Annotated in this window: 24 protein-coding genes; 4 read left to right on the plus strand and 20 right to left on the minus strand. The window is 70.8% G+C overall.

All coding sequences use genetic code 11. The features are described from left to right. Positions 1-203: 203 nt before the first annotated feature. From ABD978_RS19985 to ABD978_RS20035, 11 genes are all read right to left on the minus strand, one after another. Positions 204-1,040 (minus strand): putative RNA methyltransferase, encoded by an 837-nt coding sequence (locus ABD978_RS19985; protein ID WP_345356309.1) that lies wholly within the window; start codon positions 1,038-1,040, stop codon positions 204-206. 81 nt (positions 1,041-1,121) lie between these two features. After that, positions 1,122-1,901 (minus strand): shikimate dehydrogenase, encoded by a 780-nt coding sequence (locus ABD978_RS19990; RefSeq protein WP_345356312.1) that lies wholly within the window; start codon positions 1,899-1,901, stop codon positions 1,122-1,124. Then, positions 1,898-3,073 carry an endolytic transglycosylase MltG gene (mltG, locus tag ABD978_RS19995; RefSeq protein ID WP_345356315.1) on the minus strand — a complete coding sequence of 392 codons (1,176 nt, stop codon included), beginning with the start codon at positions 3,071-3,073 and terminating at the stop codon, positions 1,898-1,900. The genes ABD978_RS19990 and mltG overlap by 4 nt, the downstream gene beginning before the upstream one ends. Beyond that, positions 3,070-3,528: a Holliday junction resolvase RuvX gene (ruvX, locus tag ABD978_RS20000; RefSeq protein WP_345356318.1), complete on the minus strand. Its 459-nt coding sequence runs from the start codon at positions 3,526-3,528 to the stop codon at positions 3,070-3,072. Before ruvX ends, mltG begins: the two co-directional genes overlap by 4 nt. Beyond that, positions 3,525-6,191 (minus strand): alanine--tRNA ligase, encoded by a 2,667-nt coding sequence (gene alaS / locus ABD978_RS20005; protein ID WP_345356321.1) that lies wholly within the window; start codon positions 6,189-6,191, stop codon positions 3,525-3,527. The genes ruvX and alaS overlap by 4 nt, the downstream gene beginning before the upstream one ends. Next, positions 6,191-6,433, minus strand: coding sequence for a hypothetical protein (locus ABD978_RS20010; protein ID WP_345356324.1), 243 nt, complete (start codon positions 6,431-6,433; stop codon positions 6,191-6,193). The genes alaS and ABD978_RS20010 overlap by 1 nt, the downstream gene beginning before the upstream one ends. Then, a complete protein-coding gene (locus tag ABD978_RS20015) occupies positions 6,430-6,804 on the minus strand; it encodes a DUF948 domain-containing protein (protein ID WP_252799986.1) in 375 nt (124 codons plus the stop codon). Before ABD978_RS20015 ends, ABD978_RS20010 begins: the two co-directional genes overlap by 4 nt. A gap of 111 nt (positions 6,805-6,915) precedes the next feature. Further along, complete coding sequence (locus tag ABD978_RS20020; RefSeq protein ID WP_425550735.1) at positions 6,916-8,265, minus strand: replication-associated recombination protein A; 1,350 nt, start codon at positions 8,263-8,265, stop codon at positions 6,916-6,918. Then, positions 8,246-9,001, minus strand: coding sequence for a phosphatase PAP2 family protein (locus ABD978_RS20025; protein ID WP_345356327.1), 756 nt, complete (start codon positions 8,999-9,001; stop codon positions 8,246-8,248). The genes ABD978_RS20020 and ABD978_RS20025 overlap by 20 nt, the downstream gene beginning before the upstream one ends. A 185-nt stretch (positions 9,002-9,186) precedes the next feature. After that, entirely contained in the window at positions 9,187-9,882 is a 696-nt protein-coding gene (locus ABD978_RS20030; RefSeq protein ID WP_345356330.1) for an NAD(P)-dependent oxidoreductase, read from the minus strand. Between the two features lie 22 nt (positions 9,883-9,904). After that, positions 9,905-10,495, minus strand: coding sequence for an NADPH-dependent FMN reductase (locus ABD978_RS20035; RefSeq protein ID WP_345356333.1), 591 nt, complete (start codon positions 10,493-10,495; stop codon positions 9,905-9,907). A gap of 236 nt (positions 10,496-10,731) precedes the next feature. Between ABD978_RS20035 and ABD978_RS20040 the strand changes: the two genes are divergently transcribed. After that, a complete protein-coding gene (locus tag ABD978_RS20040) occupies positions 10,732-11,442 on the plus strand; it encodes a GNAT family N-acetyltransferase (protein ID WP_345356336.1) in 711 nt (236 codons plus the stop codon). A gap of 78 nt (positions 11,443-11,520) precedes the next feature. On the opposite strand, the gene ABD978_RS20045 is transcribed toward ABD978_RS20040, so the two are convergent. The 6 genes from ABD978_RS20045 to ABD978_RS20070 form a co-directional block, all read right to left on the minus strand. Then, positions 11,521-11,910, minus strand: a complete 390-nt coding sequence (locus tag ABD978_RS20045) for a tautomerase family protein (protein ID WP_345356339.1) — start codon at positions 11,908-11,910, stop codon at positions 11,521-11,523. A gap of 113 nt (positions 11,911-12,023) precedes the next feature. Continuing rightward, positions 12,024-13,457 carry a hypothetical protein gene (locus ABD978_RS20050; protein ID WP_345356342.1) on the minus strand — a complete coding sequence of 478 codons (1,434 nt, stop codon included), beginning with the start codon at positions 13,455-13,457 and terminating at the stop codon, positions 12,024-12,026. Positions 13,458-13,532: 75 nt separating this feature from the next. Continuing rightward, complete coding sequence (locus ABD978_RS20055) at positions 13,533-14,762, minus strand: cytochrome P450 (protein ID WP_345356345.1); 1,230 nt, start codon at positions 14,760-14,762, stop codon at positions 13,533-13,535. Between the two features lie 87 nt (positions 14,763-14,849). After that, a complete protein-coding gene (locus ABD978_RS20060) occupies positions 14,850-15,443 on the minus strand; it encodes a DUF4291 domain-containing protein (RefSeq protein WP_345356347.1) in 594 nt (197 codons plus the stop codon). A gap of 87 nt (positions 15,444-15,530) precedes the next feature. Next, entirely contained in the window at positions 15,531-15,893 is a 363-nt protein-coding gene (locus ABD978_RS20065; protein WP_345356348.1) for a DoxX family protein, read from the minus strand. Positions 15,894-15,952: 59 nt separating this feature from the next. Beyond that, complete coding sequence (locus ABD978_RS20070) at positions 15,953-16,447, minus strand: cupin domain-containing protein (protein ID WP_345356350.1); 495 nt, start codon at positions 16,445-16,447, stop codon at positions 15,953-15,955. Between the two features lie 80 nt (positions 16,448-16,527). Between ABD978_RS20070 and ABD978_RS20075 the strand changes: the two genes are divergently transcribed. Together ABD978_RS20075 and ABD978_RS20080 are read left to right on the plus strand one after the other, a co-directional pair. Beyond that, positions 16,528-17,379, plus strand: coding sequence for a LysR family transcriptional regulator (locus ABD978_RS20075; RefSeq protein WP_345356353.1), 852 nt, complete (start codon positions 16,528-16,530; stop codon positions 17,377-17,379). Positions 17,380-17,740: 361 nt separating this feature from the next. Continuing rightward, positions 17,741-18,454 (plus strand): DUF4253 domain-containing protein, encoded by a 714-nt coding sequence (locus ABD978_RS20080; protein ID WP_345356356.1) that lies wholly within the window; start codon positions 17,741-17,743, stop codon positions 18,452-18,454. Between the two features lie 45 nt (positions 18,455-18,499). Here the strand turns inward: ABD978_RS20080 and aspS are convergent, their stop codons facing one another. From aspS to ABD978_RS20095, 3 genes are read right to left on the minus strand one after another with little or no spacing between them, the layout of a single operon-like run. Further along, positions 18,500-20,290, minus strand: a complete 1,791-nt coding sequence (gene aspS / locus ABD978_RS20085; protein WP_345356359.1) for an aspartate--tRNA ligase — start codon at positions 20,288-20,290, stop codon at positions 18,500-18,502. Then, positions 20,287-21,555 carry a histidine--tRNA ligase gene (hisS, locus tag ABD978_RS20090; protein WP_345356362.1) on the minus strand — a complete coding sequence of 423 codons (1,269 nt, stop codon included), beginning with the start codon at positions 21,553-21,555 and terminating at the stop codon, positions 20,287-20,289. The genes aspS and hisS overlap by 4 nt, the downstream gene beginning before the upstream one ends. A 10-nt stretch (positions 21,556-21,565) precedes the next feature. Continuing rightward, positions 21,566-22,249, minus strand: a complete 684-nt coding sequence (locus tag ABD978_RS20095) for an MBL fold metallo-hydrolase (RefSeq protein ID WP_345356365.1) — start codon at positions 22,247-22,249, stop codon at positions 21,566-21,568. A 214-nt stretch (positions 22,250-22,463) separates the two neighbouring features. Between ABD978_RS20095 and ABD978_RS20100 the strand changes: the two genes are divergently transcribed. Continuing rightward, complete coding sequence (locus ABD978_RS20100) at positions 22,464-23,294, plus strand: peptidylprolyl isomerase (protein WP_345356368.1); 831 nt, start codon at positions 22,464-22,466, stop codon at positions 23,292-23,294. Positions 23,295-23,356: the final 62 nt, after the last annotated feature.

A 23,356-nucleotide genomic window follows, 5' to 3' on the forward strand; every position in this document is an offset into this window, starting at 1 on the left:
CCACCGGACGCCCCGACGGCCGAAGCCGACGAGGTGGGCACGCCGACAGCGTGCCTGACCGGGACCCATCAGCCTCTCCACTCCCGAGGGAGCGCGGCCGATCAGGTGGGAGGTGACCTCCGCTTGCGCGCCCGACGCGTGAACGCCAGGCCAGTCAAAAGTCAAAGGTACCAGCTTTCCGGCCGTACGTCGAAAGCGCGTGTCTACCGTACGCCGAAAGCGCGCACCTCGAAGGCCGCGGTCACCTTGATCGGCTCCGGAAGGGCGCCGATCGCGGCCCGCAACGCGCCGGGATCGGCGTGCCGGGCGCTCGGACCCATGGCGGCGAGCGACCGGACCTCGGCGCGGGTGAGGGACAGCGGAACCTCCAGCGCCCACGTTCCCACAGGGGCGAACCGCTCACCCACCGAGTCGGAAACGCGGTCCGCCTTCCGCTCGTCCACGGAGATCAGGCCGAGCGGCCCGATCACCTCCCCCAGGTGATGCGCGGCCGGCGTGACCACGATCAGCGTCCCGCCGGACCGGAGCACCCGGTGGAATTCCGCGCCGTTCCGCGGCGCGAAGACATCGATGAGGACCGACACCGTGCCCGTACGGACGGGGAAGGGCCGCCAGACGTCCCACACGAGCGCGCCGATCCGCGGATGCGCCTTCGCGGCCCGGCGCAGGGCGTGCTTGGAGATGTCCAGCGCGATGCCGGACCGCCCCGGCATCCGGTCGAGGACGGCCGCGAGGTAGTGGCCCGTGCCCGCGCCGGCGTCCAGCACGCACCCGTCCCCCGGATCGAGCGCGGCCGCGCGTTCGGCGATCAGCTCGGTGAGCGGGGCGAAGTGACCGCCGCCGAGGAAGTCCGCGCGCGCCGCGACCATCTCCGGGGTGTCGGCGGTGCCCAGGTGGGCCTTGCCGGTCAGCAGGTTGGCGTAGCCCTGCCGGGCGATGTCGAACGCGTGCCCCTCGGAGCAGCGCAGGGCCGCTCCCGCGACGGCGAGGTCACCCGCGCACAGCGGGCAACGGAGGTACGGAACGACGTCGGCGAGCACCCTCCCATGATGATGCAGCCGGACAGGCGCTTCGTCCCGCCGTCCGCCCATGCGTCGCCGAGGGCGCGGCGCAGCGGCGTGTCAGGAGACCGCGGCGCGCATCGCCTCGACGGGTGCGGGGGCGTGCCCGGTCATGAGCTCGACCTGGCGCGCGGCCTGGTGCACGAGCATCGGCAGCCCGCCCACGAGGATGCCGCCGCGCCCGCCGACGGCCTCGGCGGCGGGCGTCGGCCAGGGCGCGTACACGACGTCGAAGAGGGCGTCGGTGGCCCCTGCGATGGCCGCGGCGTACGGGTCGGCGGCGTGGGCCGGCAGGGTGGAGATGATGAGGTCGGCGTGCGGCATCGCGTCGGCGAACGTCTGCACCGTCACCGAGACGCCCAGCCGGTCGGCCGCCGACACGGCCTCGGCGGCGCGGCCCGGGCTCCGTACGACGACCACGGCCTTCGACAGTCCGAGGTCGCGCAGCGCCGCCAGGGCGGAGCACGCGGTCGCCCCGCCGCCGAGCACGGCCGCCGACCCGGGCGACCGCACTCCGGCCTCGGTCAACGCGGTGACCATGCCGTACACGTCGGTGTTGAAACCGAGCCGGCGCCCGCCCTGGAAGACCACGGTGTTCGCGCCGCCCACCGCGCGCGCCAGCCCCGACACCTCGTCGAGGAGGGGCAGCACGGCCCGCTTCAGCGGCATCGTGAGCGAAAGGCCCGCCCACGGCCGCTCCAGCAGGCCGGGCAGATCCCTCTCGCGGCACTCGACGGCCTCGTAGGTCCAGTCGAGGCCGAGCGCGGCGTACGCGGCACGGTGCAGCGCCGGTGACAGCGAGTGCGCGATCGGCGATCCGAGGACCGCGGCGTGCGTCATCCGTGCCCCGTGTTGCGCGCGAGTTCCTGCTTCAGCTTCTGGAACTCGGGGTAGCTGGACGTGAACTTCGTGATCTTGTTCTTCGGGTCGGGGGCCACGAAGTAGAGCCAGTCGCCCTTCGCGGGTTCGAGCGCGGCCTTGAGCGCCACCTCGCCCGGGTTGTCGATCGGGCCGGGCGGCAGGCCGCTGACCACGTAGGTGTTGTACGGGCTCTGCGTCTTGGTCTCCGCGAGAGTGGCCACGGTGTTGTACTTGCCCAGGGCGTACATGACGGTGCTGTCGAACTGCAGCTTGCGCATCCACGGCTGGGAACTGTGGATGCGGTTGTCGATGACCCGGGCGACCTTCGGCATGTCCTCCGCCCGGCCGCTCTCCGCCTGGACGAGGCTGGCGATCGTCACGACGTCGCCGGGCGACATGCCCAGATCGCGGGCCTTGGCCTCCAGGTCGACGTTGGCCGCGACCTTCTTGAACTGGTCGACCATCGAGCGCAGCACCTGCGTCGCGGTGGCCTTCGGGTCCGGGTCGTACGTGAAGGGGTAGAGGTAGCCCTCGAGCCTGCCCTTGGCGTACGACGGCAGGCCGAGCTTCTCGGGGTGTTTCGCGGCCTTCTGGAAGTCCTTCAGCGGGATGTGGGTCTTGCTGGCCAGCAGCGGCAGGATCTGGACGACCCGCTTGCCCTCGGGGATCGTGAGGCGACCGGCCCGGGAGGCGTCGCTGAGCAGGAGGTCGAGCGCCGACTTCACCGACATCTGCCGGCGCAGGTGGTAGTAGCCCGGCTGGATGCTCGTCGCCCTGGTGTCCTTGGTCGCGAGCTTGATGAACGCGTCGACCGACTTGACGACCCCCGCGTCCTTGAGCCGGTTCGCCATGAGGGCGACCGAGTCGCCCTCATGGATCCAGACGGTGACGCTGCCGCTGCCCTCGCCCTTGTAGTCGGGCGGGTTGAGCATGCCGTTGATCGTGGTCAGCCCGACGTAGCCGCCACCGCACACGACCACGAGGAGGAAGGCCAGCGCGATGAACGGCGCCAGCCTGCGGCCCTTACGGCTCTTCTTGCGGCGCCGCCCCCGGCCTCCCCGGCCGGCCCGAGGCGCACCGCCCGGAGGCTCCGGGCGCTGCTGCTGGCGCTCGGAGAGTTGGCGCAAGAAATCAAGATCTGCGTCGCTCATGAGTCCCCCTGGACAGTCTCCCCAGGGGGACGGCCCGTCAAGCGCTCGGCCTCGAGCGCCGCCTGGAGCAGCACCGCGGCCGCCGCCTGGTCGACGACCTTCCGCCGTGCCTGCCCGCGCACTCCCTTGTCCCGGAGGCCACTTTCGGCTGTCACGGTGGTGAGTCTCTCATCGAACAGCCGTACCGTCTCGGGATCCAGGAGCCGTGCGATCTTCTCCGCGAACCGGCGGGCCGTCGCGGCCGCCGGTCCCTCCCGCCCGGAGAGGGAGGTCGGCAGCCCGACGATCACCTCGATCGCGTCGTTCTCGGCGACGATCCGAACGATCCGGTCGATGTCGCCTTTCCCGGCCCGCACGGTCTCCAGGGGAGAGGCCAGGATGCCGCCGGGGTCGCTACGCGCGACGCCGATGCGGACGCTGCCCGCATCGACGCCGATGCGCACGCCTTGTCTCACGTGGCCGCCACGGTCCGGCGGACGGCGCCCAGGGCCTCGTCGATGGCGCCCGGGTTCGCGCCACCGCCCTGCGCCAGGTCGTCCTTGCCGCCCCCGCCACCGCCGAGGACCTTCGCGGCGACGCCGACGAGCGCGCCCGCGCGCAGGCCGCGGGCGCGGGCCTCATCGCTGGTCGCGACGACGATCACGGGACGGTCCTTGGGAACCCCCGCGATGATCACGACGGCCGGCCGGCCGGGCAGGCGGCCGCGAACGTCCATCGCGAGCCGCCGCAGGTCGTCGGCGCTGGTGCCGTCGGGCACACGGTGGGCGACGAAGCCGACGCCGCCGATGTCCTCCGCACCGCCCGCCAGTTCACCGGCGACCTGCAGGACCTGCTGCGACCGGACCTTCTCCAGCTCCTTCTCGGCCTCGCGCAGCCGGGTGACCACTCCGGAGATCCGCTCCGGGAGCTCCTCGCGCCGGGTCTTGAGCTGCTCGGACAGCTGTGCGACGAGCACGCTCTCCTTGGCGAGGTACCGGAAGGCGTCGATGCCGACCAGCGCCTCGACCCGGCGCACGCCCGCGCCGATCGACTGCTCGCCGAGCACCTTGATCAGGCCGAGCTGGCCGGAGCGCGCGACGTGCGTGCCGCCGCACAGCTCGCGGGAGTACTCGCCGATCTCGACGACGCGCACCTCGGAGCCGTACTTCTCGCCGAAGAGCGCGAGCGCGCCCATCTTGCGGGCCTCGTCGATCGGGTGCACCGAGGCGTGCACACCGAGGTCGTCGATGAGGATGGCGTTGACCTCGTCCTCGACGTCGCGCAGGACGCTGAGCGGAACGGCGCCCGAGGCGGTGAAGTCGAACCGGAAGCGGCCCGGGGAGTTCTCCGAACCGGCCTGGGCGGCGGACTCGCCGAGCGCGTTGCGGAACCCGCGGTGCACCATGTGCGTGGCGGTGTGCGACCGGGAGATCGCCCGGCGCCGCTCCACATCGATCTCGGCGTACGCGGTGTCACCCGCCTGCGCCTCGCCGCTGCGGACCCGGCCGCGGTGCACGACCAGACCGGACAGCGGCGACTGGACGTCGAGGACCTCGACCTCGGCGCCGTTGCCGAACCGGATGACGCCCTGGTCGGCGAGCTGGCCACCGCCCTCGGCGTAGAACGGGGTGCGGTCGAGCACGACCTCGACCTCGCTGCCCTGCCCCGCCGACGGCACGCTCGCGCCGCCGACGAGCAGGCCGACCACCCGGGCCTCGCCCGCGACCGCGTCGTATCCGGTGAAGACCACCGACCCGGTCTGCTCGAGGAGGCTGCCCAGCACGGACACGTCGAGGTTGCCGGTCTTCTTCGCGGCGGCGTCGGCCTTGGCGCGCTGCCGCTGCTCGTCCATCAGGCGCCGGAACTCGTTCTCGTCGACGGACAGGCCCTGCTCGGCCGCCATCTCCAGCGTGAGGTCGATCGGGAAGCCGTAGGTGTCGTGCAGCGTGAACGCCTGCACGCCGGACATCGTCGACTCCTTGCGGCGCTTGGTCTCCTCGACCGAGGCGTCGAAGATCGCGGTGCCGGTGCGGAGCGTGGTGAGGAAGGACTGCTCCTCGGCGTCGATGACCGTGTGGATGTGGGCGGCGTCGGAGCGCAGCTCCGGGTAGGTCTCGCCCATCCCGTCGATCGCCACGGCGGTGAGCTCGTGCAGGTAGCGCTCGTCGCCGGCGCCGAGCAGTCGCAGGTGCCGGATGCTGCGGCGCAGGATGCGCCGCAGGACGTAGCCGCGGCCCTCGTTGGAGGGCACGACGCCGTCGGCGACCATCATCGTGCCGCTGCGCACGTGGTCGGTGATCACGCGCAGGGACACGTCGGCCCGCGTGTCGCGGCCGTACTTGGTCTTGGTGAGGTCGGCGGCGCGGTCGAGGATCCGCCACATGGTGTCGATCTCGTAGATGTTGTCGACGCCCTGGAGGATCGCCGCCATGCGCTCCAGGCCCATGCCGGTGTCGATGTTCTTGGCGGGGAGCTCGCCGAGGATCGGCCAGCCCTCCTTGCCCGCGCCGGGGCCCCGCTCGAACTGCATGAAGACGAGGTTCCAGACCTCGAGGTAGCGGTCCTCGTCGGCGACCGGGCCGCCCTCACGGCCGTACTCGGGGCCGCGGTCGTAGTAGATCTCCGAGCAGGGACCGCAGGGGCCGGGCACGCCCATCGACCAGAAGTTGTCGGCCATCCCGCGGCGCTGGATGCGGTCCTCGGGCACGCCGACCTTCTTGTGCCAGATCTCGAAGGCCTCGTCGTCGTCGTGGTAGACGGTGGCCCAGAGCCGGTCCTCCGGGAACCCGAAGCCGCCGTCGGACTCCGGCCGGGTCAGCAGGTCCCACGCGAATGGGATCGCCTGCTCCTTGAAGTAGTCCCCGAAGGAGAAGTTGCCCAGCATCTGGAAGAACGTGCCGTGCCGGGTGGTCTTGCCGACCTCGTCGATGTCCGGGGTCCGGATGCACTTCTGGACGCTGGTGGCCCGGGGGTACGGCGGGGTCCGCTGGCCGAGGAAGAACGGCTTGAAGGGCACCATGCCCGCGTTCACCAGCAACAGCGTGGGGTCCTCGGCGATCAGGCTGGCCGAGGGCACCACGGTGTGGCCGCGCTCCTCGAAGAAGCGGAGAAAACGGCGGGCGATCTCTGCCGACTCCATCAGTGCAGGTCCTTGTCAGTATCGGTGTGTGCGTCGAGGCGCATGGCGTCGCGCAGTTCTTCCTCGCGGTGGTTCATCGCGACGCGGACGTCGCCGGCGAACCCCCGTACGGTCCGGCCGAGCCCGGTGGCCTGGTGGGCGAGGCTGCCCGGCAGGACGGCGCGCACCGCCCGCTTGAGCCGGAACGCCGACCAGGCGCCGAACGCGGTGCCCAGCGACAACCAGAACAACCGCCGGATCATCGCTTGCCGTCCTGGTTGCCGTGGCCACGGGAACCGATGGCCTTACGGACACCATAGGAGAACGCCGCGGCCTTCACGAGAGGGCCGCCCACGATCGAGGTGACGGTGGTGCTGACCGCGGCGGCGTTCTGGCTGACGCTGCCCATGTTCTTGGTGATCACGTCGACCCGGTCCAGTTGCTCGTTGGCCCGCTCCACGGTGCCGGCCATGTCGTCCAGCAGCGGAGCGGTCCGGTCGCCGAGCTCGGCGACGGTCTTGGTGGCCTCGGTCAGCAACCGGGCGAGTTTCAAGAGCACGTAGGCGAGGAAGGAGACGAGTATCGCCCAGAACATGGCCACGATGAGCCCGGCCAGCTGTTCGCCCGTCAACACGCGGCTTCCTCCTCCTCGGGTCGCGGAGAACTCGGTCGGACCGACCTTACCGTCCCGGGCTTGCGAAAACGCGCCCGGACGACCTTGCCGGACCGGCCGACGGCACTGATCTCAGTCGGCGCGCCTGCCGCGGAGAACGGCGCGGAGCCGCTCGACCACGTCGGAGAAGCGCGCCTCCATGCCGTGCCTGGTCGGATGGTAGTACTCCCGCCCGGCCACCGCGTCCGGCGCGTACTGCTGTTCGACCACCCCGCCGGGGAAGTCGTGGGCGTAGCGGTAGCCCTTCCCGTGGTCGAGCTTGTCCGCGCCCTTGTAGTGGGCGTCCCGCAGGTGCGGCGGCACCGGGCCGACGAGCCCGCGCCGCACGTCGCCGCCGGCCTCGTTGATCGCCCGGATCACGGCGTTGGACTTGGGCGCCAGGGACAGATGGATCACCGCCTGGGCGAGGTTGATGCGGGCCTCCGGCAGGCCGACGAACTCCACGGCGTGCGCGGCGGCCGTCGCGGTCTGCAGGGCCGTGGGGTCGGCCATGCCGATGTCCTCGCTGGCGTGCACGATCAGCCGCCGGGCGATGAAGCGGGGATCCTCGCCGGCCTCGATCATGCGGGCGAGGTAGTGCAGCGCCGCGTCGACGTCGGACCCGCGGATGCTCTTGATGAAGGCGCTGATCACGTCGTAGTGCTGGTCGCCCTCGCGGTCGTAGCGGACCGCCGCCCGGTCGACGGCCTTCTCCAGGACGTCGACGTCGATCGGCGCGCCGTTCGGAGCGACGTACGACGCGGCCTCCAGGTACGTCAGCGCCCGGCGCGCGTCGCCGCCCGCCAGGCGTACCAGGTGGTCCTCGGCGGGCTTGGCGAGCTCCGCCGCGCCGCCGAGGCCGCGCTCGTCGGTCAGGGCCCGGCGGATCACCTCGCGGAGCTGGTCGTCGCCGAGCGGCTGGAGCGTCAGCAGCAGGGAGCGGGACAGCAGCGGGCTGATGACGGAGAAGAAGGGGTTCTCGGTGGTCGCGCCGATGAAGGACACCCAGCGGTTCTCGACGGCGGGCAGCAGGGCGTCCTGCTGGGCCTTGTTGAACCGGTGCACCTCGTCGACGAACAGCACGGTCTGCCGGCCGCCCATGCCCAGCTCCCGCTTGGCCACGTCGATGGCGGCGCGGACCTGCTTGACGCCGTCGGAGACCGCGGAGATCTCCACGAACCGGCGTTCGGTCGCCTGGCTGACGACGTACGCGAGGGTGGTCTTGCCGGTGCCGGGCGGCCCCCACAGCACCAGGGACATGGCGACGTCCCGCTCGACGAGCTGGCGCAGGGGGGTGCCGGGACCGAGGAGATGCTCCTGGCCGACGACCTCGTCGAGGCCGCGCGGGCGCATCCGGACCGCCAGCGGCGCGTTCGCCTGCTGCGCCTCCTCGGCCGGCGTGTCGAAGAGGCTGTCGGCCTGTTCAGATTCCCTGCGCACCACGCCTCGACACTATCCGTTCGCCGACGCCGCTCAGCGCGACGGAGACGATCACCACGATGGCCCCGGCCACACCGTCGAGCCAGTAGTGGTTGGCGGTGAGGACGACCACGGAGGTCGTCGCGACCGGGTAGGCCATCGCCGCCCAGCGCGCCCGGCCGGCGCCGTACCGGATGATCCCCCAGGCGACGAGGATCGCCCAGCCGACGTGCAGCGACGGCATGGCGGCGAACTGGTTCGACGCGCCGTGGCCGGGCGCCTCGGCGTACGCCGACGGTCCGTAGACGTTCATCAGGTCCACGAGGCCGGTGCCGGGCAGCAGGCGTGGCGGTGCGAGGGGGTAGAGGAAGTGACCGGCCAGGGCCAGCGCCGTCGACAGGATGATGGCGGCCCGTACCCGCGGCCAGCCTTCCCGGTGCCGCCACCAGACCCACGCGAGGAACACCGCCGTCGCCGGGAAGTGCACGGTGACGTAGTAGACGTCGGCCACCCGCACCCATCCGTCCCAGTGCAGCGCCGCGTGCTGCAGCGACGCCTCGTTCGGCAGGTGGAGCAGGCGCTCGGCGCGCCAGACCGACCGCGCGTGCCGCACGGCCTCGGCCGGACCGGCCTCCGCGAGGCGACGGCCGACCCGGTACGCGTAGAACAGGAGAACGATCAGTGCGGCCTGCCCCAGCCCCGACACGAGCCGTGAGCGATGCCACGCCGCCGCCCTGGGTCCCGCGGTGTCCATCCCCATGCCCCGCCCTTTCGCCGTCCGGGGACTACCCGCAAAACGGCGGATCTCCCCCGTTGATCGACATGAGGTTCCCGTACGTCCCCGGATTCACCGGAGCCGGGGTCGTGATCGGGTCGGCCGAGGGCGGCGTCACCCGGTAAGTTCCGCGCGGACCCCCTGCCCCGGGCACGTCGGGCACGCACCCCTCAGTTCTTGGCGAGCGCCTCGCGGCGGATCCACTGGAGCAGGGTGGGGTTGTCGGCGGTGGTGATGACGCTGACGGTGGCGCGGAGGTGGCGGTCGTCGTCCAGCAGGGCCAGCATGCTCGCGGCCAGGTCCGCACGGGCGGTGAACCTGCCGTCGGCGTGGCCCTCGACAACGGTGTAGCCGGTGACCGACGGCGAGTGGTAGAGCGCGCTGGGGCGCACGATCGTCCAGTCCAGATCGCTGGCGCGGACCAGCGTCTCCATCCGCCGCATGTCGTCGTACATCGTCTTCCCCAGCACCTTCGTCACGTAAGGCAGAAGCACCCGGTTGAACAGGAACCCGCCATCGGAGTACGGGTGCGGGTCGACCCCGCTGGAGCTGACCACGGCGAGCCGGCGCACCTGATGCCGTTCCATCGCGCTGAGGATATTGGCCGTCCCGCGCGAGTAGGTGCTGATCGGCTCCTTCCCGGCGGGCACCCCGAGCGTCGACAGCACCGCGTCCCGCCCCGCCACGGCGGCGTCGACGGCCGCCGGATCGAGCACGTCGGCGCCGACCACCTGGAGCCGATCGTGGTTCAGCGGGAACGAGTCGGGCCGCCGGGTGACCGCGGCGACCTCGTGCCCGGCGGCGAGTGCCTGGTCGGTGAGCAGGCGGCCGGTGGGACCATTGGCTCCGAAGATCGTGATACGCATGACGACTGTCCTTTCTCGGCTACTACGCCTGCTCGTAGCCGGCCTGGGAAGCCGCGCGCAACGGGCCCAGTGCCTGCGCCCACGCCAGCAACTCGTCGACCAGTCCGCGCACCTGCGCCGTGTGCAGTTCCCGTGGCCGGAAGTCGGCGAAATTCACGAAGTCCTCGTGCAGCGACAGCGCTACCTGCGGCCCGATGTCGGCCATCCGCAGCACGCCCGCCTGCGCGCGCAGCTTCTGCACCGCCATGACCGCGCCGAAGATGCCGTAACCGACGTAGGCGACCGGCTTGCCGCCCCACTCCCGATGGAGGTAATCGATGGCGTTGGTCAAGGCGGCGGGCGGAGCGGTGTTGTACTCGGGGGTGACGATGACGTAGGCGTCGTGCGAACCGATCCGCTCCGCCCATCGCCGGGTGTGCGGCTGCCGGCCCGGCGTCTGGGCCGGTGGGATGGCTTCGTCGAGCAGGGGAAGCGCGTAGTCGGCCAGGTCCACGAGCTCGACCTCCGCGGTGTCGCCCGCGTGTTCGGCCGCCAGGTCCCGCACCCATCGGGCCACCTGGTCGCCGTTGCGGCCGGGGCGGGTGCTGCCGATGATGATGCCGATTCTGATCATGTCCGATTTCCTTGCTCTGTTCCGGTGCGAAGGACGTCTCGGGTGAATGGCGCGCCACCCGGCGCGAGCCCTTGTCCTCGCTCCCCGAGACGAGGCAGCCCGGCCGCCTGTGACATGGAAAGGATCACGCCTTGGTGCGGGAGCACCGACAGAACGCCCCACGGTGCCGGAGACCGGCCAACCCTCGGCGATGGGTCGTGATCAGGCCGGCTGAGGGCGGCGTTACCCTGTGCGGCGTGACCCCCTCCTCGATCGACGACCTCCTGGCGATCACCGGAGGCCACCCCCTGATCCGGAGCGTGCACCCCGCGCGACGCGGCACGGCCTGGCGCGCCGACGGCGCGGTCGCCTTCCTGGACCTGAACCGCGACCGCGCGACGATCAAACGGGTCGTGGGGCTCGGCACGCCCGCGGCGGTGGCCGGCCTGCTGACCGGGCTACGAGACGAACTCCCCTCGGGCGTGCACGTCAACGTGCCGCGCGGCACGCCGCTGCCGCTCGCCGACCCGAGCGACTGGCGGTATCGGGTCGCGTACGAGGTGCCGCCGGTCCAGCCCGCGGAGGACCTCGTCGACTGGTACGACGACGGTGACGCGATCACGGACCTGCTGAAGCTCACGACCTCGGACTGGTCGGTCTGGCCCGGTGACGGCAGGGCGCGCCGCTGGGCGGCCGTACGGGGCGAGGCCGACGGACTCCTGGCCTGCCTGGCCGACACCACGTCCGCCACGGAGGTCGGCCAGGTCGCGGCGATCGCGGTCCACCCGGACGCCCGCCGCCGGGCGCTGGGCGCGTCGATCACGGTCTGGGCGATGCGGCGGCTGTTCGAGGAGGGCTGTGACGGGGTCGGCCTGGGCGTCTATGAGGGCAACACGGCGGCCATGCGGCTGTACGACCGGCTGGGCTTCGACGACGAGGCCCGCACAAGCGGCCGCCTCCCCGCCTAGGGCCTGTCTCAAAGCCCGCTGTCCTACTGCGCGGCGCCCAGGCGGCACTCGCTACGGACGGGGACTTTGAGACAGGCCCTAGTCCCCCGGGGCGTACTGCGCCAGGCCGTCGCCGAACGACCAGTCGATCGACTCGTTCTCCGTCAGGGTGATGAAGACGTTCCGCGGCTCGGTCCCGGCGTACTCGTGGGCGAGCTCGGCGATCCGCCGGTAGAGCGCCCGCTTCCGCTCGGGCGGACGCCCGGACCGCATGGTGATCGCGACGTAGACGATCCCGTCGTCCCGGTGCACGCCGAGGTAGTCGTCGTAACGCAGCGTGCTGCTCGTGCCGTCGTGCCCGGTCAGGACCTGGAACCGGTCGTCGGGCGGGAAACCCATCGTCTCGCCCAAGGCCTCGTGCACGGCCCGGCCGAGCGCGTCGAGCCGCTCCTTGTCGGTCCCCAGCGCATCGATACGTACGAGCGGCATCTCGGCTTCCTCCTTGATCTTGGACCAGCCGGCTCCTACCGCGAGCCGAATGTACATACTAGTAGGTACAACACCAAGCAGACCGCCGCGCCATGGTTCCCGCGCCCGGTGCTCTAGTTCGAGACGCGCACGATGCCGGTGACGGTGCCCTGGTAGGTCACGCGACCGGGAGCGATGCCGCCCACCATCTGGAGGGTGTCGTACACGGCGCCGACGCCGAGGAGTTTCCTGCGCACGACGGAGCCGGTGCCGGGGTCGATCTCGGCGTAGTAGTACGGGTCGAGGATCGAGGTGGCGGCCGTTCCGGGGATCACCGGTTCGCGCAGGACCGCGTGGATCAGCCCGTCGCCGAGGGACAGCCGGGGCACGGCGGCGGACCGGACCCTGTTGTCCCAGCGCAGCGTGCAGCCGGATCCGTCGGGGCGAACGTCGACCCGGGACAGGCCGCCCACGAAGTCGGCGGTGGCGGGCACCGTGGCGTCGGACGGCTGGGTGGGATACGGGTAGCCGTACGTGCTCGCGACGTACACCGAGTCGCCCGCGCCGATCGGTGAGTTCTCACTGCCGCTGCCGCCGGCCTTGAGCACCGGCACCTGACAGACCGGCTCTCCGGTCGCGGCCCGGTAGACCAGCAGGTTCACGGTGGGCGCGGCGTTGTCGACGATCGTCAGGTAGTCGGTGCCGTCGGTCGGGCCGAAGAAGGTCGGGGTCGACCCGCTGCCCCAGCTCAGCTGGCCCGGCTTGCGGCCGGGGCCACGGTCGTACGCCCGCCGCCAGCGGATGCGCGGAGTGCCGTCCGCGTCGGCGGTGAGGAGGTACGTGGCGTGCGTCGAGGTGACGGCGGTGCCGACGGGGGCGGTGGAGATGCTGTTCGCGACCGTCTCGCCGGCCGGGAGGGAGAGGGTCCGGACCACGCCCGTCCTGTCGTCGGCGGTGCCGACCACGCCGTTCGCGGTGGCGAACCAGACGCGGCCCTGCCAGTCCGGTGAGACGCCGATCACCGAGTCGTCGTCCGCGAGGGCGCCGGCGAGCGACAGCGAGCCGTCGACCTGAAGCCGCCAGGAGCCGTCGGCCGCCTGGTGGTGCCCGATCCGTACCAGGTCGTGGTCGCCGTCCACGAGGACGAGGCGGTCCTTGTCGTCCAGGTAGGCGTAGACGCCGCCGAGCACGGAGGATCCCTTGGCCAGGGCGAGTTCGGCGATCGAGTCGCCGCTCGCCGGGTCGAGCAGATGCACGGTGGGGGTCTGGCCCAGGATCGTCGTGCACAGCGCGACGGGGCGGCCGTCGTAGCCGACCAGGACGGTCGGGCAGGCCGAGGCCAGTTCCGCCAGATGGGACTTCAGCGTCCCCGGGCCGGGGCCGGACAGCGTGGTGGCGTCCGAGGACCCGGTGTCGGCGTGCATGGTGGCGGTGCCGTCCGGGCCCGCGTACGGGTTGTGCGGGGGAAGAGGCACGGATGAGGCGGCGGCCGGGGTGGCGAAGGCGGAGGCGGCGAGGACGCCGATGGCCAGGAGCGTCGCCGTGCGAGAGGTCAGCGGGAAGCGCACGAGAGGGCCCCTCTCCAGGAGGTTATCGATCAACCCTACAGGAAAAGTGTTGAATGTCCGAATGACGTTCGGTGGTCAGCGGGCCCGTCCGCGTACGCGTATCCCCGTGGCCGGCAGGCTGACCCACCCCCGGGTGAACGCCGACCGCAACCGCCGCGCCCCGGCGAGGTCGACCCCCACCGTGGGCTGGCGGGCGAGGAGTTCCTCGAACGCCACCCGCGCCTGCAACTGCGCCAGGTGGGAGCCGATGCAGAAGTGCACGCCGCTGGAGAAGCCGAGGTGCCGGGGGATCTCGCGCGTGATGTCCAGCCGGTCGGCGGTGGGCCCGAACTCGCGCTCGTCGCGGTTGGCCGCGCCGTACAGCATCATGACCTTCTCCCCCGCCGGGATCTCCACCCCGTGCAGCGTCACCGGGCGCAGCGTGGTGCGCGCCAGCCCCTGCACCGAGCCCTCCAGGCGGAGGAACTCCAGCAACGCGTTCGGGATCAGCGCGGGATCGGCGACCAGCCGCTCGCGCTGGTCGTGGTGGGCGTCCAACAGCATGACGCCGTGCGAGATGAGATTGCCGGTCGTGTCGTTGCCGCCGGCGACCATCACGAAGCAGAACCCGAGGATGTCCCAGTCGGTCAGGCGCTCCCCGTCCACCTCGGCCGCGGTGAGCGCGCTGATGAGGTCGTCGCCGGGGTCGCGGCGGCGGGCACTGATCACCTCGGAGAAGTACTCGAACATCTCGGCCACGGCGCTGACGGCGGCGGACTCCTCCAGCCGGAAGCCGCTGTCCTGCAGGCCGGTCAACGCGGTCACCCACGGGTCGAACCGGGTGCGGTGCCGCTCCGGCACACCGAGGAGATGCGCCAGGACGAAGGTCGGGATCGGCGAGGAGAAGTCCCGGTGCAGGTCGACCGGCTCGCCGTCGGCCGTCCTGCGCTCCAGGTCGGCGATGCGCGCCCGCACGAATCCGCGGATCAGGTCCTCCAGCGCGGCGACGCGACGCGGCGTGAAGCCCTTGCCGATCAATGCGCGCAGTTGCCCGTGCCGGGGCGGGTCGAGCATCACGATGGTCGGCGCGAGGCCGAGGGTGCCGATCTCGTCCGGATGGAAGGTCAGCCCCTGCTCCGAGGAGAAACGCGCGTTGTCCCGTACGGCGTTCCAGATGTCGTCGAAGCGGGACAGCGCCCAGAACGGCGGGCCGGAATGACGGTGCACCGGATCGTGGTCGCGCAGATGCCGGTACGCCGGGTACGGATCGATCTGGAACGCCTCGTCGAACGGATCGTACGTGGCGGGCTTCGCGCTGGCGGGCATCGCAACCTCGTATTGACGATCGGCCTAATAACGTTCGCCATTCAGACGTTGTCTCATTCGGCGAGCCGACGCAAGGGATGGGATGTCTCAGACATCCGCGCCGATGCGCCGGGCGAGTTCCGGATCGAGGGGATAGACGCGCTCACGCGGGACCAGGGCCCCGGCCTTCGCCGACGCGCCGTCGTGAAGCAGCCGCTGGATCTTGCGAGCCAGCGGGGTCATGTCCTGGATGTCCAGAATCCACTCGTCGGCGTACCGATCGATGACGTGCCGGCTGAGTCCGACCTGGATGCTGCGGGCATCGAGGGGCTGCCCGCGCAGCGTCCGCTCCGGGTCCCACTGGACGTGGACCCGAGCATGCTTGAACGCCGCGCGCCACTCGGTGCCGTCGCGGTAGAGGCGCCGGTCGGCGTGGGTCGGCACCGCCTGCGACAGCGCCTCCTCCCAGCCCTCCCGGCTGATGCGGACGGCCAGAATCATCTCCTGACCCGGCTTGCGCGCCCAGTCGCTGCGCGCCATGAGCCACAGGAACGACGGCTTGATCCAGGTCATGCGCGTCCGTGAGAACGGCGGTCCGAACCGTCCCCGCTCGACCGCCGGCCGGCCGATCTCCGGCCGGTACGCCTGGTAGACGACGATCGACGTGCGGTCATGATCGGCCCTGATCTCGTACGTCCGCATGAGACGCCACGATGTCGGCTCACCGTGACCCGAACAACCGATTTTCGCGGGGGCGACGCGGACCTCATGAGCCGGCCCTGCCCGAAGTCACCGCCATGTCGTCGCCAGCCAGACGGTCACGGCCGCAGTGAGAAGGAGCGTCAGGTTGAGAGCGATCCGACGGTCCCCGCGACTCAGGTGAACCCTCGTCGCGCCGATCTGCAGGACCACGAATCCGATGGCCGCGGCGAGGGCGAGCCAGGGTGCGATGCCGGTCAGCGGTGGGAGGATCAGCCCGATCGCGCCGAGCACTTCGATCAGCCCGATGGCCCGAACGGCCGGCATCGGTGTGCTGTCCACCCAGGCCATCATCGGCCGGAGCCGCTCACGGCTCCGGACGACCTTCACCCCGCCTCCGTAGAGGTAGAAGAGAGCGAGCAGGCCGGCGACGATCCAATAAGCGACGTTCACGATTCCGATCCATAGGTTCTGATGTACGGGCGGCCGGGCAGTGCTCGTCCTGCCGGCGTTCAGGCGAAGTCAGTGGCGGGCTCAGTGGCGTAACGGCTCATCGTTCGGATGGTCGCCTCTGGGGTCACCGTCCGGCCACCGGCGATCATGTCCTGTAGGTCCCGGAAGTACTGCACGTAAAGGTCCGGAGTGAAAGTGCTGAGCATGACGGCCGGCTGGTCGGTCACGTTGGCGAACGTGTGCGGGGCTCCGGGCGGGACCATCACGAGCGTGCCCGCGGTCGCGTCGTAGTCCTTCTCTCCGACGGTGAACCGCACCATGCCGGAGATGATGTAGAAACCCTCGTCGTGCTGGGCGTGACGGTGCTGCGGCGGTCCGGGCGTGTGCGGCGCGAGGACGGACTCGGCGAGCCCGAGGCGGTGCCCGGTGTTGCCGCCGTCCTCGAGAACGCGCAGTCGCGTGGTACCCAGGAAGATCGTCTCGCCGTCATCCGGACCGACCACCGATACGGCGGGCTCGGCGAGCGGTGCGCCGGCCTTCGTTTCATCTGTCATGCCCCGATTCCACCGTCAGGGCGCTGAGACTGTCCAAGACCCCTTCTGGGGCCTCGATACCGTACGAGTATCGTCGCACCATGGAGCTACGCACGCTGCGCTATTTCGTCGCGGTCGCGGAGGAACTCCATTTCGGCCGGGCCGCCGCCCGGCTGCACATGAGTCAGCCGCCACTGAGCCGGGCGATCAAGCAACTGGAGACCGAGGTCGGTGCCACGCTGTTCGACCGGTCCTCGGCCGGTGTCACGCTCACTCAGGTGGGGACGGTGCTGCTCGATGAGGCACGCGCCCTGCTCGCCCAGGCCGACCGGGTACGCACCCGTGTGGCCGCGGCCGCCGGCGCCGCGACCATCACCGTCGGCATCCTGGGTGACACCACGGACCCGGGCGCGACGCGGCTGGCCGACGCCTACCACCGTCGGCACCCGCGCGTCGAGGTCCGCGTCCGCGAGACCGACCTGACCGATCCCACCTGCGGGCTGCACGCCGGAGTGGTCGACGTCGCCCTGACCCGCGGGCCGTTCGACGAGACCGGTCTGACCGTGCGCGAGCTTCGCGCCGACCCGGTGGGCGCGCTGCTGCGCGCCGACGATCCGCTGGCCCGCCGTGACAGCCTGAAGCTGGCCGACCTGACCGACCGCCGCTGGTTCCTCTTCCCGGAGGGCACCGACCCCCACTGGCAGTCGTACTGGAGCGGCGGGGAGCCTCGCGAGGGTCCGGTGGTGCGGGCCGTCCAGGAATGCCGGCAAGCGGTTCTCTGGAACGGCACGGTCGGCATGACTCTCCTGGACCACGAACCGGGAGAGGGGCTCACCGTGGTTCCGCTGATCGACATGCCGCTGAGCCGCCTGGTGGTGGCATGGAACGAGAGCGACACGAACCCACTGATCCGCTCATTCGTCCAGACCGCGATCGCCGCCTACCACGCCTGACCCTCTTGCCGGGCGGCCGAACCTCTCCTGCCCCCGCACCTCGTACGGGGGCGCTCCTAGCGGTCGCTTCTTCCGCTTCCCGTGGCCTGGGCGACGCTCGGCGCTGAAGCGTCGTCAGCTCGGCGCAAACGCTCGGTGAACGCCGCCCAGACACGCCGGTCCACCCCTTACGCCCCGCTTCGGCGACGCCCTTGCCGAGCGTTCGGCACGGCCGATCTTGTCGGCGGTGGTTCCTACAGTCGGCCGCGTGACTGAAAGATCCTTTGCGAACGCCTTCGCCCGTCTACCCGCTGACCTGCCCTCAGGGCACCTTGTCTCCGCAGCCAGCTGCTACTCGTCCGACGAACACAGTGATCTCCCCGTGTTCTGGTGCAGTGACGAACCGTTGAAGGACGCCGCCGACCGGTGGCGACAGCTCGAAGCGCAGCGGACCGAGACCGGGCTGTTCCCCGTCTTGCTGGCTTTTTACGAGGACGTCTGGCATCCGGGCGAAGGGCCCCTGGACGACTCGGCCTTCGATGTGACGGACTACTTCCGGGAGGAGTGGGAGCGCTACCTGCGGCAGAAGGCGGAATGGGACGCCGCTCCCCCGGTCGAGGTCCCCGAGGACGTGGTGCCCTGGCCCGATGATCCCGGCCCGCCGTTCGACGTGTGGCCGGGTCTGGCCGTCGGGTCCACGCCGACGTGCGACGTGGGCGAGCACGCCGCCGCCATGGTGGCCGAGCTGGCGCAGGACGGCCAACCGCTCCATCTCGCTCTCGTCCCGGTGGAGCGCAGCGCGGACGCCCTGCTGGCCATCAGCTTCCACAAATCCAGCAACCACGTGGACCTGTGGGAGCTCTGGGCGGTGATCCGGTCGTGGGAGGGCCGCTTCGGCACGCGGCTGATCGCCGTTGACGGGGGCACCGTCCATGTTTCGGTCGCCGCTCCCCCACGCCCGGAGGAGGCGAACCGGCTCGCGTTGGAGCACTATCTCCTCTGCCCGGACAACATCGAGCAGGACTTCTTCGTCGTCTTCGCCACCTATGCCGAGCGGCTGGTCAGCGCGCCGAGGTGGACTTTCTGGTGGGACTGAGACGTCGGCGGGGATCCCTGCACGGGATCCCCGCCGATCAGGCCCTCAGTACTTCTCGGTGGAGGGGCGGACGATGTGGCCGGGCTCGTTGGGCTCGGCCGGCTTCTCGTCCTCCGGGCGGACGTCGATGCCCGCCTCCTTGCGCTGCTCCTCGGTGATCGGCGTGGGCGCGCCGGTCAGCGGGTCGAAGCCGGACGCGGCCTTCGGGAACGCGATTACGTCGCGGATCGTGTCGCGGCCGGCCAGCAGCATGACGACCCGGTCCCAGCCGAACGCGATGCCGCCGTGCGGCGGCGGGCCGTACTTGAACGCGTCGAGCAGATAGCCGAACTTCGCCTGGGCCTCCTCGCGGTCCAGGCCCAAGGTCTCGAAGACGCGCTCCTGCACGTCGCCGCGGTGGATACGGATCGAGCCGCCGCCGATCTCGTTGCCGTTGCAGACGATGTCGTACGCGTTGGCGAGCGCCTCACCCGGCTTGTCGTGGAAGGAGTCGACCCACTCCGGCTTGGGCGAGGTGAAGGGGTGGTGGACGGACGTCCAGCCGCCCTCGTCGGTCTCCTCGAACATGGGCGCGTCGACGACCCAGGTGAACGCCCACGCGGACTCGTCGATCAGGCCGCAGCGGCGGCCGATCTCCAGGCGGGCCGCGCCGAGCAGCTCGCGGGTGGCGTGCGGCTTGCCGGCGCCGAAGAACACCGCGTCGCCGGGCTTGGCGCCGACCTTGGCGGCCAGGCCGGACCGCTCCTCCTCGGAGATGTTCTTGGCGACCGGGCCGCCGAGGGTGCCGTCCTCCTGCACGAGGACGTACGCCAGCCCCTTCGCGCCCCGCGACTTGGCCCAGTCCTGCCAGCCGTCCAGCTCCTTGCGGGTCTGGGAGGCGCCGCCCGGCATGACGACCGCGCCGACGTACGGCGCCTGGAACACGCGGAACGACGTGCCGGCGAAGTACTCGGTCACGTCGACGAGCTCGTTGCCGAAGCGCAGGTCCGGCTTGTCCGAGCCGTACCGGCTGAGGGCGTCGGCGTAGGTCATCCGCGGGATCGGACGCGGGATCTCGTAGCCGACGATCTCCTTCCAGAGCCGTCCGACGAGGTCCTCGGCGACCTGGAGGACGTCCTCCTGCTCGACGAAGCTCATCTCGATGTCGATCTGGGTGAACTCCGGCTGCCGGTCGGCGCGGAAGTCCTCGTCGCGATAGCAGCGAGCGAGCTGGTAGTAGCGCTCCAGGCCCGCCACCATGAGCAGCTGCTTGTACAGCTGCGGCGACTGCGGCAGGGCGTACCAGTGGCCCGGCTTGAGCCGCACCGGGACGAGGAAGTCGCGGGCGCCCTCCGGCGTGGAGCTGGTGAACGTCGGCGTCTCGACGTTGACGAACCCGTGCCCCCGCAGGACGTCGTGCACGATGTAGGAGCCCTGCGAGCGGATGCGCAGTGAGCGCGCCAGGGCCTCCCGGCGGATGTCGAGGTAGCGGTGCTTGAGGCGCACCTCCTCGTTGACGTTGGCGTCCGTCTCGATCGGGAAGGGCAGCGGCGCGGACTCGCTGAGCACCTCGATCTCGGAGGCGACGACCTCGATCTCGCCGGTCGGCAGCTCGGGGTTCTCGTTGCCCTGGGGGCGTACGCGGACCTCACCGGTGATCTTGACGCAGAACTCCGAGCGCAGGTCGTGCGCGGTGTCCTCCTCGCGGAACACGACCTGGGCGATCCCGGAGGCGTCGCGCAGGTCGATGAAGGTGACGCCCCCGTGGTCGCGGCGGCGCGCCACCCAGCCGGCCAGCACGACCTGCTGCCCGGCGTGGTCCCGGCGCAGCGAGCCCGCCTCGTGTGTGCGGATCATCTTTGAGCAAGCCTTTCTTTCAACGTCGTCACGAGCTCGGCGAGTGGAACGGCGACCTGGTCGCCGCTGGCCAGGTCCTTGACCTGCGCGGACCCGGCGGCGATATCTCGCTCGCCGAGGATCACGGCGTACGCCGCCCCGGACCGGCCGGCCCCGCGCATCGCGCCCTTGAGCTTCTTGCCGTCGTAGGACATGTCGGCGGCGACACCTTCGCGGCGCAGCTGGGCGATCAACCCGAAGATCTTACGCTCGGCCTCCTCGCCCAGCGGCACGCCGTACACGTCGACTCCTCGCTCGGCGACCGCGGCGACCTCTTCGGCCTCCATGGCCAGGACCGTACGGTCGAGGCCGAGGCCGAAGCCGATGCCGGGCAGCGGCGGGCCGCCGATGTCCTCGGACAGCCCGTCGTACCGGCCGCCGCCGCCGATGCCGGACTGCGCGCCGAGCAGCGGGTGGTCGAACTCGTACGTCGTGCGGGTGTAGTAGTCGAGGCCGCGCACGAGGCGCGGGTCGTCGACCCACGGGATGGACAGGTCGGCCAGCAGCTCGCGGACCCGGTCGTGGTGCGCCTTGCACGCGCCGCACAGGTGGTCGGTGACGAGCGGGGCGTCCTCGAGCTGGGCGCGCACCTCGGGCCGCTTGTCGTCCAGCACGCGCAGCGGGTTGATCTCGACCCGGGCGCGGGTGTCCTCGTCCAGGTCGAGGCGGCGCAGGAACTCCTGCAGCGCCGCGCGGTACGCCGGACGGCACTCCCGGCAACCCAGGGAGTTGAGGTGCAGGGAGAGGCGGGTGAGGCCGAGGCCGCGGTAGAAGTCCCAGGCGAGCGCGATCGTCTCGACGTCGACCGCCGGGTCCTCGGAGCCGATCGCCTCGAGGTCCACCTGGTAGAACTGGCGGTACCGGCCCTTCTGGGCGCGCTCGTAGCGGAACGCCGGGCCAACGGCCCAGACCTTGACCGGCAGCTCACCCTTGTTGAGCCCGTGCTGGAGCACCGACCGCAGCACGCCGACGGTGAACTCCGGGCGTAGCGTGAGAGAGCGGCCGCCGCGGTCCTCGAAGGTGTACATCTCCTTGCTGACGACGTCGGTCGACTCGCCGACGCCGCGCGCGAACAGGCGGGTCTCCTCGAAGACCGGAAGTTCGAGGTAGGCGTAGCCGGCGCGCGTGGCTGCCGCGGCGAAGGCGTCGCGGGCGGCGAGGAAGGTCGCCGAGCGCGGCGGAAAATACTCGCTGACCCCTCGGGGGGCCTGGAAGTTCGAGCTCATGGTGGTGTTCTCAAAGTCCCCTGTGCGGGCCGTCGATCGGGGCGATGTCCTTGAGGAACGGATTGGTCGCCCGTTCGCGGCCGATCGTGGTCTGCGTGCCGTGGCCGGGCAGCACGGTGGTCTCGTCCGGGAGCGGCAGGCACACCCGCGCCAGGCTCTCCAGGATGGCCGGGTGGTCGCCGCCCGGCAGGTCGGTGCGGCCGATCGAGCCCGCGAACAGCAGGTCACCCGAGAAGATCACCTGCTCGTCCGCGAGCCGGAAGGTCACCGACCCGGGCGTATGGCCCGGTGCGTGCTCGACGATCAGCTCCAGCCCCGCCAGCGTCAGCGTCGCGCCGTCGGCGAGCTCCCGTACGTCGTCGGGCTCGCTGAAGGTGAGACCGCCCAGCAGCTGCTGTCCGACGCCGAGCGGGAAGCCCTTGGCCGGGTCGGCCAGCAGGTCCCGATCGTCGGGATGGATGTACGCGGGGACGTCTCGGGCACCGCAGACCGGGGCCACCGACCAGACATGATCGATATGACCGTGCGTGAGCACCACGGCGACCGGCTTGAGCCGGTGCTCGCGGAGGAGCTCCTCGACCCCCGACTCGGCGTTCTGGCCAGGGTCGATGATCACGCATTCCTCCCCCGCCGCGGGTGCCACGACGTAGCAGTTCGTGGCGAAGGACCCGGCGGGGAACCCGGCGATGAGCACGATCGTCCTCTCTTAAGGCGCCTGCTTCCGGCAGCTTGAGCGTACCGGCGGCACGTGGCCGACCGCGAACGACATACGCGGGAGCGCCGCAGGGCGTCCGGTCTTGGACGATTTGCCGGCCTCTGTGGGCCACTCAGGAAAATACCGGCCAGGACCGCTACGATGCGCAACACGTTTCCCTGTTCATGACGCGAATCAATGAGGTGCGACACCGGTGGCGGGTAAAGACCGCAAGAAGCAGCTGGCCCGGCAGCGCTACGAGCGCCAGATGCAGCGCCGCGCGGCCCGGCAGGCGCAAGCACGCAGGATGAAGATCATCGGCGCGGTGGCCGCCGTGGCAGTGATCGCCGGCGGAAGCGGTGCCATCGCGTTCGCGATGAACAAGTCGGACAAGAAGACCACGACGACGGCCGCGTCCGCGTCGAAGTCGGCCAGCGCGACGCCGACCGTCTCGGCGAAGCCCGGCGAGTGCGCCTACCAGCCGATGTCCGACCCGGGCGCCAAGAACGTCGGCACGCCGCCGGTGAAGCCGGTCAAGGGCACGTACGAGATGACGATCGACACCGACCAGGGCAAGATCGTCGCCAAGGTCGACGGCACGAAGGCCTCCTGCACCGTCAACTCGTTCCAGTACCTCGCGTCCAAGAAGTTCTTCGACAACACCAAGTGCCACCGGCTCGACACCGGCATCAAGGTGCTGCAGTGCGGCGACCCGACCGGCACGGGAAGCGGCGGCCCGGCGTACGGCTTCGGCAACGAGAACGTCCCCAAGGCCGACGCCTCGGGACAGGCGACCTACAAGCGCGGCATGATCGCCATGGCGCACAGCAGCCAGCCGAACAGCAACGGCAGCCAGTTCTTCATCATGTACGGCGACGCGAAACTGCCCGCCGACTACACGGTCTTCGGCGAGATCACGCAGGGACTGGACGTCGTCGACTCGGTCGCCAAGGCCGGAGCGACCGCCGCAGACCCGCAGTCCGGGATGACCGCCCCAAAGAAGAAAATTGAAATAAAACACCTCACCGTCGCGAAGATGGGGTAATGGGGAAGGTTAGGGTGGCCTGCGGGAGTACGGCTCCCGAGGTCGTCACGGTGGGTCCGGCG

The sequence above is a fragment of the Actinoallomurus liliacearum genome, from assembly GCF_039542035.1.
GTDB classification, from domain to species: Bacteria; Actinomycetota; Actinomycetes; order Streptosporangiales; family Streptosporangiaceae; genus Actinoallomurus; species Actinoallomurus liliacearum.

What these genes read in the sequence shown, in the direction of transcription:
- ABD978_RS20055 (WP_345356345.1), bottom strand. Translation starts at nt 14,762, where the DNA reads ATGCCCGCCAGCGCGAAGCCCGCCACGTACGATCCGTTCGACGAGGCG.
- aspS (WP_345356359.1), bottom strand. Translation starts at nt 20,290, where the DNA reads ATGATCCGCACACACGAGGCGGGCTCGCTGCGCCGGGACCACGCCGGG.
- ABD978_RS20060 (WP_345356347.1), bottom strand. Translation starts at nt 15,443, where the DNA reads ATGCGGACGTACGAGATCAGGGCCGATCATGACCGCACGTCGATCGTC.
- hisS (WP_345356362.1), bottom strand. Translation starts at nt 21,555, where the DNA reads ATGAGCTCGAACTTCCAGGCCCCCCGAGGGGTCAGCGAGTATTTTCCG.
- ABD978_RS20035 (WP_345356333.1), bottom strand. Translation starts at nt 10,495, where the DNA reads ATGATCAGAATCGGCATCATCATCGGCAGCACCCGCCCCGGCCGCAAC.
- ABD978_RS20070 (WP_345356350.1), bottom strand. Translation starts at nt 16,447, where the DNA reads ATGACAGATGAAACGAAGGCCGGCGCACCGCTCGCCGAGCCCGCCGTA.
- ABD978_RS20045 (WP_345356339.1), bottom strand. Translation starts at nt 11,910, where the DNA reads ATGCCGCTCGTACGTATCGATGCGCTGGGGACCGACAAGGAGCGGCTC.
- mltG (WP_345356315.1), bottom strand. Translation starts at nt 3,073, where the DNA reads ATGAGCGACGCAGATCTTGATTTCTTGCGCCAACTCTCCGAGCGCCAG.
- ABD978_RS20075 (WP_345356353.1), top strand. Translation starts at nt 16,528, where the DNA reads ATGGAGCTACGCACGCTGCGCTATTTCGTCGCGGTCGCGGAGGAACTC.
- ABD978_RS20030 (WP_345356330.1), bottom strand. Translation starts at nt 9,882, where the DNA reads ATGCGTATCACGATCTTCGGAGCCAATGGTCCCACCGGCCGCCTGCTC.
- ABD978_RS20010 (WP_345356324.1), bottom strand. Translation starts at nt 6,433, where the DNA reads ATGATCCGGCGGTTGTTCTGGTTGTCGCTGGGCACCGCGTTCGGCGCC.
- ABD978_RS20025 (WP_345356327.1), bottom strand. Translation starts at nt 9,001, where the DNA reads ATGGGGATGGACACCGCGGGACCCAGGGCGGCGGCGTGGCATCGCTCA.
- ABD978_RS19990 (WP_345356312.1), bottom strand. Translation starts at nt 1,901, where the DNA reads ATGACGCACGCCGCGGTCCTCGGATCGCCGATCGCGCACTCGCTGTCA.
- alaS (WP_345356321.1), bottom strand. Translation starts at nt 6,191, where the DNA reads ATGGAGTCGGCAGAGATCGCCCGCCGTTTTCTCCGCTTCTTCGAGGAG.